Origin of the sequence: Butyrivibrio sp. VCB2001, from assembly GCF_000423965.1 — a bacterium.
Taxonomy (GTDB): Bacteria; Bacillota; Clostridia; order Lachnospirales; family Lachnospiraceae; genus Butyrivibrio.
Genome location: NZ_AUIZ01000006.1, coordinates 39,279 through 53,851, shown reverse-complemented (window position 1 = coordinate 53,851; position 14,573 = coordinate 39,279). Strand labels below are relative to the sequence as shown.

Genomic DNA, 14,573 nt, shown 5'->3' with positions numbered 1-14,573 from the left:
CGGTATCATCTTAGAAGGGAGGGGAGTACTATGTTTTGCATCGGAAGGTAGAATTTATGAGAAAAAACACATTTTCAAGGATGATGGCAATCGGTCTTAGCGCAGTTCTTACGTTTTCGAGCGTAGACTTGAGAGTTTTTGCTGAGATTGGTGAAGACGGGCCAAGGAAGACCATAACGAATATACAGGAGATTGATGAGGAGATTGCCCGTCAAACTCTTTATATTGGTGCCTCCGAAGAGGATATCATATTCCCTGATACACTGGATGTCACTGTGACATATCAGGAGGAAATAGAGACAAAGAAAAAGATCGAGAAGGATGAGGAAGTTGAGCCTGATAGAGAAGCGTCAACTGAGGCTACTACCGAAGAAATCGATGAAGACCTTCCCGAGGATATAGATCCTGACGCAGATCCGGAGCAGAACCCGGAAGTAACACCGGAGCCCGTAACGCCGGAGCCCGGGATACCTGAGCATGAAACACCAGAACCGGCAGTTGATTCGGAGCCTGCACCTGAAGAGACTCCAGAGCCTGCGGACAATGCATCAGAGGAGTCCGGAGAGGGCCTCATTGGCATGATCTTCCCTGCTATCAAGGCTTATGCGGCTTCTGACGAAGCTGATCTTGATAAGAGTGAAGAGCCGGAAGAACCTAAGACAGAGCCAGAGGCTAATCCTGAGAATAAGAAAGGCGAGCCTGAAGAAGAACAGTATGAGATCGTAAAAGAGATCGTAACTGTAACTGAAGACATAACAATTGAAAATGTTAAGTGGGAACTTGATAAAGAGAACAGCTCTTTTGACAAATTCTCATCTGATGAAGCAGGGGCTGAGTTTGTTTATGTGCCTGCTATTTCTGGTTTATATGAGGTAGAAGCTCTTTTACCTACTATCACAGTTAAAATTCTGAAGGAAGAAGTGCCTCTTGAGTACATGGTTCTTGAGGCAGAAGGCGTTAGAGTAGAGGGAAATCTCCCTGTTGGAAGTACTCTGCAGGTAACACCAATTGACATATCCGAAGCTGAGAGTCTTTTGGATGATCCTAGCAGGGTTGTCCTGTATGCGCTGGATGTATGTATAATGCTGGATGGAGAAGAGATAGAACCCGATGAGTCTGTAAAGGTGACTTTGACTCCTCCTGCAGATATCGAGACAGAAGTTCTTGAAAATGATACATTTGAGCTTGTTCATTTCCCGGATGAGAGCGAAAAGGAAGTCGTAGAGACACAGGTCAACGATCGGGGAGAGCTTGAGTTTGAAATGGATAGCTTTTCACCTATAGCATTAACAGCTTTAAAGGGAACCGGTGTAACTGATAACGTTGAACCTGCAGCAGGACTTACATTTAATCAGGCCGTAACGGTTAAATTTGCAGACGCTTCACTTATCACAGAAGGCACATCAAAGATAAAGCTGACTCTGTACGGCAATATCGCAAATATGAACGTCAAAGACGGTGAAAATGCCAGCACTGAGGCTTTCATAATTGGTGAGGCTAAGGAAATAACCATTACTGAAGTTGATGATCCCGGTACAGGTAAGACAACCGCAACTATTTCTACAAGCTTTGATTCAATCCCTGTATGCATCCAGGAGGGAACAGGTGATAAGACAGCCGGTGGAGAGGGTACATATAAGATACCTGAGGGCTTTTACGGAATCAAGATTGAGACTGTTGATGGTTATACACCTGAGAATCTTCCGGGGTCCGGTTATTATGCATTGAATCCCATCAAGGATGACAATGATAAGATTTGGAGCACATATACTATTACCATAAACAATAAGATCATGGAGCTCACAAGCCCCACTTTTAATCTTGAGTGGCAGGATAACAGAAACTATGCGGATAATCGTCCTTATTCCACAAAGGATGAGATTAATGCTGACGATGTGCCAACTATTCTGAGTAAAATTTATGTCTATTACCAGGACGGAGGTTCTTATGTCAAGGTAGATGGTGCACATCCAACATCTGTAAGCAGAACCTCTTTTAGTACCTGGAATGTAGCATTTAAAAACCTTCCTAAGAAGAACGAGGCAGGTGTAGCATACAGCTACTACGCAAAACTTGTCGATGGGTTCTATCCGGTGCAGTATTATCAGGCTTCAGGGGAATATGTAGCTCTTTCTGAAGGCACTACAGCAAAGCTTACGCTTACATATACGGATGCTATCACGGGAACTATTGTATGGCGTGCGGAAAATGCAGTAGAGCTGCCTGAAATGATCAATAGTGGATTATTTACCGATGCAGGAATGAAGCTGTATAAGGCAGTTGGAAGTGATGATCCGGCAGAGGTTACAGAGGGCTATACAGTCAGCTGGACAAAAGGTCAGAAAACCGATGGGCTTGATACACATGTTACCTGGAAATATTCAATCAGTGGACTTCCTTTATATGCTGCTAACGGTGATGCCATTGTGTACTATACAAAGATGGCTGAGACCTATACATACAGCGGAGCAACTAATCCGCCTACATTTAAGTTCACTTATGATAATGGAACAGCATCAACAGACACAGATAAGTGTCTTTCCGGAGAGTTCATTTATGCCACTGTTATCGGTGATGCCGAATTCTCTTTTGACAAAGTATGGTACGACGGCAATGATACAGAGAGCGTAAACAGAAGAAAACTTGCTATTACAAAGGGAATTACTCTGTATCTTTGGAGATATCCTGTTAACAAGGAAATGAAGGATGGAGCTCCTGTTACTCATAATGCTGTTCAGTATACATATAAATTAGAGGCTGATGATGACGCAGGAGATGTGAGCGTAAATTCTATCAATATCGGGCTCTCTGATTTTGCTGTCTCCGGTGAGAAGTTCCCAAGCTACGATGAGATGGGATATAAGTACGTATATTATGTGACTGAGGTTTCAAATTCAGAGCTGTACAAGACTGTTTACTGGAATCAGACCGGTGATTTTACAGGCAGTTCAAGTGATAAGGCTGTCAAGAATGGCGGAAAACTCTGCAATGTAAGAAACGGAAAGATTGCGCCTACTGTTACTAAGAACTGGAAAGTATCTGCAATATCCGATTATGTGTCTTCAACCTGTGTATTTGAGCTTCAGAAGAAGGATGGAGATAACTGGGTGTATGTTGCTGAGCATGAGCTGAGTGGTTTTTCATCATCAAAGAAGAAGGTTACAGGAACTTTCCAGTCTCAGGAACTTTACGATGAGCTTGGAAGAAGATACGAATATAGAGTTATTGAGAAGTCTGTTCAATCAGGAAGCGGCGTTGATGCGGTATTTAACACTGAAGGCTGGCAGGAAGAGGGAACAAATAAGTTTAGTGCGCTCTATGAGCTGAACAATTACACATACAAGGCAACTACTGAGTATCAGGCTACTGTTGATGAGAACGGTGTTGAGTCAGCTGAGGCGACAGTGGTCAACAAGCTGTATGGTACTAAGAATGTTTATATCAGAAAACAGTGGTCCGGTGATTGGGATATAGGTGCTGCAGATAAAGACAGTAAAACGGGTAATGTAACAATAGCGCTTAAGCGTGATGGTGCAACCTATGCAACAATAGTGCTTGAAAAGCCTGCAAACAAAACGGATGAAAAAGGCAGTGCCGGAACGTTTACACTGGATTGCAGTGATCCACTGGTTGTTGCTGAGAATAAGACATATACCACATCTGCAGACGGCGCATATTGGGAAACTAAAGCTATAGTTGTTCCTGCCTATGATGAAGAAGGAAGACAGTACAACTATACGATCGAAGAGACAGGCGTTGCTACTGAGCAGACTTACGGTAAAGAGTACGACAGAAGTATTACCGGTAAGGAGATTAGGCTTTATGTAAGGAACTACACCGGAAGTCAGACATCATCCATAAGAATCGATGTAAGCAAGACATGGAAGGACGACTCTGATTATTCTCAGAGAGGAGACGTTCTTATTAAGATTGGAACTTATGATGGTTCAACCTTTGTGCCATCAGAATACAGTATGACACTTACGGCCGGAAATGATTATCAGAGTCATGTCTGGGTGGATCCTACCAAGTTCATGACAACATCGGAGTTAGCGACATATAATGGCAAAACTGACGAGAATGAGAGAAAGGCTCTTAGAGCTGCAGCTATAAAGAATCATCTGAATATTCAGGCCACTTTGAAAAACGGTACCGTAGAAAGAGAGATTAAGAACAGGGTTACTGAAGGCAATACAACTACCGGTGTAATTGAAGCTATTGTTGATGAGAGCAGCAATTATTTCAGACCCGGATATAAGGTTAACATCGTAAGAAACGATGCAGGAACCGGCTATACTATCACAAATACAAGGGTTGCCGGAAGGTCTTTTACCTTCACAAAGGTTTGGCAGGATTCAGCAAATGCATTAAAGAGCAGAGGAGATTTCCTCAGAGTTGCACTGTTCAGAGAAGTGAGCGGTGTTGAGACTGAGGTTGCCTATAGGGATATTCGTACTTATGTTGGCAACGAATTAAACCCTGATCTTGAAGTGAAATTCGAGCAGTATTATCCTGCTTACGATGAGAACGGAAATAACTATACGTACAGCGTTAAAGAGTATATCTGCAAGGGTACGCCTGCAACCGGAGAGATGCAGTGTGAAAACGGACAAGAGCTGGATCTGGATACGCTTACTTCTAAGATACTTGTGGATGTAAATGCTACTAAGGATACAACAAAATCTGGTTACGTTGTAACTGTAGATCCTGTAACTACTGTATATAAATCGGTGGAGGGATCGGCGGATCTTGGTTACAGCGATGTGAATAGTGTGCGCATCGAAGATAGCTATAAGTACACAAACCAGGCTTCAGGTGCAAGAAGTGAAGTTGATTTCTATGTAATCTGGCATGACAAGGCTAAGAGCGATCAGAGACCTGATATGTATCTTACGCTATATTACCGTGTTAATAAAAATGATCCTCCAGTATTGTACAACAGCTCGGTTATGGGCGAGTATACTGAGCGCTGGGAGAGCGTTATTGAGGGAGATAAGTATATTCAGAAGGCTATTTTCAGTGGACTTCCTATCGCTGATGAAAATGGTAATGTCTATACCTACTATGTAGCTGAAACTCTGAATAATGCGACATCAGACTATGATACTGATCACTATACAGACCCTCTCTTTGATGGGAATGGAGAATATAATACCGGTGCTGTAAAGGTTGAAACAATTGATGGTGAGATCCAGTTACAGGCATTAAGTTCGCTCGAGAAGGATAGTGTGATAGCTAATGATGGATCAACTCCACTTACGCAGGAGGAGAGTTTTACTGTTACAGGCATTACAGACACAATCCAGATTGAGGGACGTAAGCTGTGGCAGGGCGTTCCTGAAGGCATTGACAAGGATAAGCTGCCAAATGCGTATATTTATTTGTTCAGATCCAGTAAGCATGATACAACAAATCAAGTGCCATCTGACGAAGAAGTTAAAGATAAGACAAAAGAGCAGAAGATGGAAATTTATCAGGCAAAAGCTGTTTCCGGTACGACGGAAGATGGTTCTGCATCTCCTCGTGAACTTAATCCGTCCAAGGCTATGTATGCTTTTGGTAAATACAGTAATGACGGAGTTGCTTCGTATGCTCAGTTCCCTAAATATGATGATCTGGGATATCAGTATAAATACAGTGTCCGTGAAGTAATATATAATACCTTCAACCATGAGCTTCCGGCAGAAGTAATGCATCCGGTTTATTCACTAACTGATAACAACACGGATCTGGCGAATCAGTATGTTCCGGATTCACATAATAAGAGAAACTTTATAATTACTAAAGTTTGGAATATAAGCAGCAACTATACCATTAAACCTGCCAAAGCGACATTCAGGCTTTACAGAAAAGAGACTAATTCTGATGGTCGTGGATATACAAATGATCAATACGTTGAAAGTGATTTAAGTACTACTGAAAAGGGCGCAGCTGCATGGGCAGCTTTGAATTTTGATATAGACAATGATGAGCTTGTGGCATTCGAAAATGTATATCTCACAAATGATCAGACTACTAATAATACTATTCGTTGGGAAAATTTCCCTATTTTTGCACCAAGTGGAAAGTTGTATTGCTACTATGCGGTTGAAATGATTGATGACATGCCGGGATATGAATCTTCGGTAGCAGTGACAGGTAATAATATACCAATGAGCAAAGATGGCACGTATATAGGCGTGGCATTTGAAAATCGTGGAATAGGACTTACAGAGTTAGATGATCCAAATGAGAGAACAGCAACCTTTACAAACGTATACAAAACATCGGAAAACATCCAGACCATCAAATTCAGCAAACAGTGGAATGTCGGAAATGCCCCAACTGAAACGAAAGCATCACTTGTCCCTTCTGTAGATATTGAGAATGGTATTGCACAAGGTACTAAGGCGCTGAATATCAAGCTCTACGCCAAGGCAGTTACTCAGTCAGGAAAAGACAATAATGATACTTTGGAGTTTACTGAGGGCACAGATTATACAATTTCTGTCGCAGTGGATGAAAGTGGTTCCAATGCTGATTCCGTAAAGTGGGATTATACCATTACATTTAATACAAACAAATATGCGCCTGTGTATTCTGCTAACGGTAATCTCTACAAATATTACGTAGAAGAGACCTTGAATTCGGGGTTTGTTCAGGCAAACTATACACGAAGCAGATCAGTTATTTCCCAGACTGCAACAGCCGGAGCTCATATCATTACATTTGGTACACCACTTTCCAATTCTCTTAAGGGAAGTTTTACCGTTCAAAAGAGATGGGATGACTTTAACAACGACTATGGCATGAGAGAAGGCTCTGTACAGTTTGATGTTTACTACAGAGTTGGTGAAAGCGGAAGCTGGACCATATGCCGTGAGAATGTAGAGCTTAAGAGTTCAAATGGATGGAAGACTACATTTAGCGGACTTCCTATAACTGCTAATATTCCTATACCTGATGAAAATGCCGGAAATGCAGGTGCTGTTTATCAGTACAAGGTAGTCGAGACTAAGATCGTGACAGGAAATCAGACAATTACGGTTTCTGCTCCCGGCAGTGATATGACAGCCAAATGGACTCCGCATGGAGAAACCACACCGGATACGGATGTCTTTTTCAAGCCTGTAGAAGCAGGAAACTACAAGGTTTATAATCCGGCAATCATTGAGACAATTGCAGGCGGAGCAACTAAGAAGATTGTAAACCAGCTGGATACAGATAATGCTACAACAAGTCTTACAGTTACCAAGAATTGGGTAGATGACTCCAATAAATACGGTATAAGACCAACCAACCTTACACTAAGGATTGACAAGTCTATCGACGGAACTGATTGGAGCGAAGTAACCAGAAGGACAATCTCTAATTTTGAAGTAAGCGGAGATACCTGGACATATACATTTGAAAATCTTCCGAAGTACTTCTTTAATGGCACAGAAAATGTTGAATACCAGTACAGAGTTGTTGAAATTGCAATTGGTGGTAGAACTACCGAACTCAATAGCTCTTTTGCCGGAAATGGCGGATCCTACAGTATTGCGCATGAGTTTGGCTCTTCGAATGGAGTATACACAACAAATATCACCAATACTCTTATAAAGAAGACCGGATCTATACATGTTAAGAAGATTTGGAATAGTTCCGCGGCAGAGCGCAAGAACGTGGACGTGACTCTGTACAGTGCTAACTTTGAGGGCGGTGCAAACGGCGTTGTTACCAATGAGAGCAGCCTTAAGCCCGTTACTTTTACAGGAAGCGTTAATACCCTTGGACATGAAGGCGAGTGCGAATATGCCGGCCTACCAATGTACAACAAGGATGGCAATACTATTGTCTATTACGTAAAAGAGACATCAACCGGCGACTACAAGACACAGTATGCTTCAGGTAGTGCTACTTACCCGGCAAGCGGAGTAGCAGTCGTTGATGCACTCCAGCATACTACCGGAACTACTGACGATTCTCTTTACGTAAAAGTGGTAAATACACCATTTACCAAGATCACGGGAAGCAAGATCTGGTCAGATGAAAATAATAAATACAGCCTACGACCTGCAAGAGTTGAGCTTACACTTCAGAGAAGAATTGGAGCTGGAGAGTGGGCAGAGGTATCAGCTGATGAGCTTCACAAGACCAATGCAAGTGCAAGCCCTGTTGTCACAGTAAATGAAGCTGGTTCCTGGAAAGCAACAACCGATAAGCTTCCGTTGTACGCGCTTTCAGACGGTTCAAGCCCTGTGAAGTATCAGTACAGACTTGCAGAGCTTAGTATTCCTAATGCATACACAAGAAATATTGAAAAAGCTGCCTCTGACCTTACACCTGAAGACGGTTATGAATATGGTGGATCTGATACAGCTCAGACCAGCGCAGTTACCAACTATCTCATTACAAGAGGCGATATCACAGTAAACAAGGTTTGGAATACAAATAGCGAAACAGACAAGCATGATGTGAGCGTTAAGCTTTATTCCAAGAACCTTGTAAACGGAACAGGAACAGGTGCAAATGCAGATGTTCCCGGCGCTACAGCTACACTTTCAGGAAGCAACTTAAGCAAGACTTTCACCGGACTTCCTGCAGTAAACAAGGACGGAAACGAGATTGTTTACTATGTAGAAGAGGATGCTGATCCAAGATATGACACAGCTTACTACATTCAGGATGGCGCAGGCTTTGCCAAGGTAGAAAAGGCAAATGCAAAGAGCAGTGGAACAGGAACATTTGAGTTTAAGATCGTAAATACACCACTTACTCAGATCACCGGAAGAAAGGTTTGGGAAGATGACGACAATGGATTTGGCTTAAGACCTGAATCACTGCCCCTTACACTTCAGAGAAGGATCGGAAGCGGAGAGTGGGCAAATGTGACAGCTGAGGAGCTTCATACGACCAATTCGACAGCAAGTCCTACGGTTGATGTGAACGCTACCGGATCCTGGGAAGCAACAATCGATAAGCTTCCACTGTACGAGCTTTCTGATGGGGCAAATCCTGCGAAGTATCAGTACAGACTTGCAGAACCGGCTTCTATCCCTGCTTACACAAGAGATAGGGCAAAAGAGATAACAGAGCTCTTACCGGATGATGGCTATGTATACGCTGGTTCTGATACATCTCAGACCAGTGAAGTAACTAACTATCTTGTACTTAGAGACCAGGCAATAAAAGTTGAAAAGATCTGGAACACCGATACTGATTCACAGAAGAAGGATGTAGTAGTTAAGCTTCTTTCAAGGAATTTTGAGACCGGTACAGATGATGGAACAAGTGATCTTACAGTTGTAGAAAAGAACCGCACTCCATACAGCAGAGACCTCAATGCAGGTGTTAACTGGAAGGCAGTGATTGAAGATCTTCCGCTTAAGAACAAGAGCGGCGATTTCATCGTTTACTACATTTCTGAGACCACTGTGGACGGGGCTGCTACGGAATACTACTTATACAACGGCACGGACTTCGAAAAAGTACAGGAACAGCAGGTAAAGAGCGATGCGGAGAAAGCTCTTTTAACAAAGATAATCAATACCCCTTATACTACTGCAAGCGTAGAGAAGGTCTGGAGCGATGATTCAAACAAGTTCGTCACAAGGCCGAATAGCACATATGTAAAGCTTCAGAGAAAGACTACAGCTGAGGAGAACTGGACTGATGTAGCAGGACAGGCAGTTATAGAGCTGAATGAGACCAATAGCTGGAGTGCTTCGGTTGAGAATCTGCCACTTTACGTGGAATACGCTCTGGGAGCTGATCCTGTAAGATATGAGTACAGATTCCTTGAGACCAATGCAGGCGGAAGCCCATTTGTTCCTCTCGGATACAGCCTGATTTCAGCAGATGCTGAGTATGCTCAGACCAACGACGGAACTGAGGCAGGTTACGTTACTACTTATGAATCTGACGCATATAAGACGGTTATCACTAATACGCTGATCACCAAGAGTATTACAGCAGTTAAGATCTGGGATGATAACTCTGATGCGCAGAAGATCAGACCGGCTGAGATCACTCTTTTCGTAGATGAAGCTGCAGGTTACATTAAGTACAACAATGCTCGTATCACAAACAAGAACCTCAATGTGACACCTACAAAGAGCAGCGATGGAAATACCTGGACATACGTATTTACAGGACTTCCTAAGTATGCGTATGGTACAGGCGCAAGCGTGGCTAATCCTACAGAGATTGTTTACACGATCACTGAGGATGTTGAAACACGTTATGAGAACGGATTTATAATTCAGAATTACTATCAGACCACTTATGGCGTCGACGAGATTGCAACAACCATTACCAATACCGCGATGGAGAGTGATGGTGTGCTGCTGGTTGAGAAGAAGATAGAGAAGAGAACTGATAGTGAGACAGTTACAACTTATGCATTCCCGTTCAAGGTAAGCTTTACAAGACCTGATAATACAGTAGCTCCTTATACCGGCAAGTACTATCTGTATGATGCTTCTATCGGCGATGAGGATCTTAGGACTGATGCTAAGGCTACTGAGCCGGCATATGACAGGATTGAGCTGTCATCATCAGATGGAACTATCAGGATCCCTTCGGGCAAGGTTGCTGCTCTTGTTGGCATCAATACAATGTATCAGTACACTGTTACCGAGAATCCTAATCATGCGGGATATGAGGTAAAAGAGATTACTGTTACCGATACAAATGCGACTAAAGCTACAGCAGCGGATTCTTCCGCCGGTGGAACCTACGGATATGCAACAGGCAAAGTGCCTACAGCTTCCGCAGATGCAGTAAGAGTGAAGTTTACAAACCAGCTTCTTGATTATGAACATAATAAATACCTCAAGGTAGAAAACACGACCGATGTTGTCACAAACAACAGGGGCGAAGTTCTTACAGGTGGAGAAGTAAAGGTATTTAAGAGTAGTGTCGTTATAGATAATACCGTTATGGCTCATGACAGTTCCAATGGATATGATTACGTAAACGATCAGACTCCATATATTCAGGAGGCAATGTCTGTTGAGTTTAAGCCTGATACAACACATGGTTATTCATATTCAGACACTCTGACAATAAGCTGGTGGGATAGCAACGAAGCTTCTTCAGAAGGAGCAGCTCATCACGTAAGTATTAGCGGATTTGTATACAGGGACGCTGCAGGAATTCAGCATCCTTACACAGGAAAGCTCACTAAGAACGCTGATAATAGTATTACTTCAGAAAGTGAGTTTGCAGAGTTTGAATCTGTCTGGAGTCCTCTGCTCGGTGAAAGTACACCATTTAAGCACCTCACAGTACTTGAAGGTTCGGTAGTTGTAACTCTTGCAAGTGCTGCATCTGAGATGCCTGCCAAGACTCTCGTACAGGTAGAGTTTAATGCACCTCCAAAACCCGCTCCTGCAACATCAGGTGGAGATTCTGACAACAGCAGTAACAGCGACAGCAATAGCAGTAGTAAAGCCGCTACAGCAGTAGCAGTTGTGGATAACGACAACAAAGTTCAGGATCAGATTACCCGCGATGGTTCTATACAGGGCGTAAGAACCGGCGACGATACACCGCTTACAGCGCTGATAATGCTCTTTATTGCCTTTGCACTTTGCTTCTCGGCAGTATTTGGCAAGTATATGCGCATTAAACCCGGCAAGAAATAATGATTTGAGGCTAGTATGACCAGATTAAAAGTGCTTATGGGACTTTTCCTCATAGGAATGGTCCTGACCGGCGTGATCCTCGCATATTTTGTAAAGGGATATTACGACGACAGGATAGAGGCCGATAACATCAGGGAAATTGCATATGGTACGGTTTCGGAGAATCAGGTAAAAGAGCCGGGAGAGTCCGGGACGGCTGCCGAAGAGGCGGCAGATAAAGGCGTTAGTATTGATTTCACATCCCTCAAAGCGATCAATTCTGATACTATGGGATGGCTACAGGCCTGCGATGGAGAAATCGACGGGCCTGTGGTCCAGACCACAGATAACAGCTTTTGTCTGGATCACAGGTTTGATGGCTCTTTTGGGAGCGTTGGGTGCTTCTTTGCAGATGCAGAGCTCCCGGATGCGTTTGGTGCACCTCTGACCGTGGTCTACGGCCACAATCGTAAGGACGGCAGCATGTTCCATCCGCTTCTTAACTACAAGGATGAACAGTATTTTAAGCAGCATCCGACATTTGTGGTTTGGACTGAGGATGAAGAGATCACCTACAGGGTTTTCTCAGCGTTTTTTGCAGATAATAACGTGGTTTACGGCGATACATTTATGAATGCTGTAATGAACGGAGAAGAGGGCGATGCGCTAAAAAAGCTCTTCGAGGAAGCAAAGGAGAGATCATTATATGACGCAGGAGAGGACCTGAAGCTGGATGATATCGTGATTCTCAGTACCTGCGAGTATTCCGGAGTCAACAACAGAATGGTGATATTCGGAGTTAAAGTTAGATAATATATATAACATATATAGAATATTAAAACACCTGCCTTCCGGCAGGTGTTTTTTTGAGCCCTAGGGACGGAGTCAAGAGCTCATTTTTGAGCCCTGGGGACGGAGTCAGTGGCTCATTTTCAGAATTGTGTTGCAATTTTGAAACGGATAGGTTATAGTAGTGCTTGTTACGGAAAACGTTTTCCGAAAGGAGATACCTATGTTTTTAAGTGCTATTTATCATCGAATGTCAGAACAGTACTGCTATCCATTGGATTCAGAGCAGCTAATAATCAATATCAAAACCGGATATGATGTGGATAAAGTCTTTATATACTACGGAGACCCATATGATGCCGGAATAATGGGCGGAAACGAGCGCTGGAGCGGAAAGAAGGAAGAAATCTGCTTCAAGAAAAGGCTCAAGGATCACATCTGGTGGACCACCACACTTCGCCCGGAATATAAGAGATGCAAGTATTATTTTGAGCTTCACGCCGGAGATGAGGTTATGTACTTCTTCGAGGATGGTTTTTATACCGAGGAAGAGATGAATACTGAAGGTAAGGTGCTCTCTTACTTTATCATGCCCTGGATGAACCCTGCAGATGTGTGCAAGACTCCCGCCTGGGTTAACGATACGGTGTGGTACCAGATCTTTCCCGAGAGATTCTGCAATGGCGATAAGAGCATAGATCCTGAGGGTGTTATGCCCTGGCAGACCGGAGAAGTTGGCTTTAAGGACTACTATGGCGGAGATATCAGGGGAATTCGTAACAGATTGCCATATCTTAAGGACCTTGGAATTACCGGAATATACTTAAATCCTATATTTGAAGCGCACAGTAACCACAAGTACAACACAAAGGATTACAAAAAGGTTGATCCTCAGTTTGGTACAAATGAGGATCTAAGAGCACTGGTGGATGAGGCTCATGCACTGGGCATCAGAGTCATGCTGGATGCGGTTTTTAACCACACCGGAATTGATCACCCTATGTGGGAGGATATTGTGGAGAAGGGCCAGGCTTCTGAGTATGCTGACTGGTACATGATCAATAAGTGGCCACTTGAGAAGGGCAGGGATACAAGGGATGGAAGGTATTATTCTTTTGCCTTTGCAGAGTACATGCCCAAGCTTAACACCAATAACCCTAAGGTTCAGGACTATCTGCTGGATATTGTAAGGTTCTGGATTGAGACCTTTGACATAGACGGACTGAGGTTTGACGTAGGAAATGAGGTTTCACACTCATTCCTTAAGGCTTTGAGATATATGACCTGCCATATGAAGGATGATTTCTATCTTCTGGGTGAGATATGGCACGATTCCATCTCATGGCTTCGCGGAGATGAATATGACTCTGTCATGAATTATCCGCTTACTACGGCAATTTCGGACTTCTGGGTATACAAGAACAGAGGAAGAGAGTCTTTTGAATACGACATAAACAGATGCTTTACCATGTATTATGCCCAGGTGAACGATGTTTTGTTCAACCTCCTGGATTCGCACGATACCAACAGGCTTTTGGATAAAGCAGGGCACAACATAGATATCTTTTACCAGCAGCTTGCTGTTCTGTTTACTATGCCTGGAAGCCCCTGTATCTACTACGGAACAGAGGTGGCTATGGATGGATCCTATGACCCTGACTGCAGACGATGCATGCCTTGGGATGAGATTGACGCCGGCCTTAAAGATGGCGAGATTTCAGAGATGAAGCGCCTCATCGACATGAGAAAGACGCTGCAGTCCTGCAAGAGCAGAAACTTCCATTTTCCTAATGATATTGAGGAGAAAAGGGTTATTTCTTTTACCAAGATCGGAGAAAATGAGAGTATTCAGATTTACCTTAACTGTGAGGAGAATACGGTGGATATCGATGTCAGCGGGTTTGATGGCGTTGTTTATGCTAGGAAATGGAGCGATGGCAAGCTGGAGCCCAACGGGGTGCTGATACTAAAGAAATAAGGTGATTCCTACGGTATTTTAGTGGCTTTTTATTCGGTACCGTAATGATTTTTTCTTGTTTTGTATAGTCCTACTGTATTGGTATGCTTTTTGCATAGGTACAGTAGGATTTTTCTCTTTCAACTATAGGTTTGTAGTTTATTTGGTCTGAAGAGCGAGTTTTGCTACGGTATTTCAAGGGAAGCACATTCCATACAGTAGTGGGCTAAGAATAT

The 14,573-nt window shown here is 43.2% G+C and carries 3 protein-coding genes; all 3 read left to right on the top strand.

Annotated elements, in window-relative coordinates; translation table 11 throughout:
* Positions 1-56 precede the first annotated feature (56 nt).
* The 3 genes from G589_RS0108240 (at position 57) to G589_RS0108230 (ending at position 14,358) form a co-directional block, all read left to right on the top strand.
* Positions 57-11,612, top strand: coding sequence for a Cna B-type domain-containing protein (locus G589_RS0108240; RefSeq protein ID WP_026521775.1), 11,556 nt, complete (start codon positions 57-59; stop codon positions 11,610-11,612).
* Positions 11,613-11,627: 15 nt separating this feature from the next.
* A complete protein-coding gene (locus G589_RS0108235) occupies positions 11,628-12,404 on the top strand; it encodes a class B sortase (protein WP_026521774.1) in 777 nt (258 codons plus the stop codon).
* Between the two features lie 199 nt (positions 12,405-12,603).
* The gene (locus G589_RS0108230; protein ID WP_026521773.1) at positions 12,604-14,358 is read left to right on the top strand and encodes a glycoside hydrolase family 13 protein; all 1,755 of its coding nucleotides are present in this window, start codon (positions 12,604-12,606) and stop codon (positions 14,356-14,358) included.
* The last annotated feature ends 215 nt before the right edge of the window (positions 14,359-14,573 follow it).

Bases quoted from the DNA above. Each gene is read 5' to 3' on its own strand.
- G589_RS0108240 (WP_026521775.1), top strand. From the start codon at position 57: ATGAGAAAAAACACATTTTCAAGGATGATGGCAATCGGTCTTAGCGCA.
- G589_RS0108235 (WP_026521774.1), top strand. From the start codon at position 11,628: ATGACCAGATTAAAAGTGCTTATGGGACTTTTCCTCATAGGAATGGTC.
- G589_RS0108230 (WP_026521773.1), top strand. From the start codon at position 12,604: ATGTTTTTAAGTGCTATTTATCATCGAATGTCAGAACAGTACTGCTAT.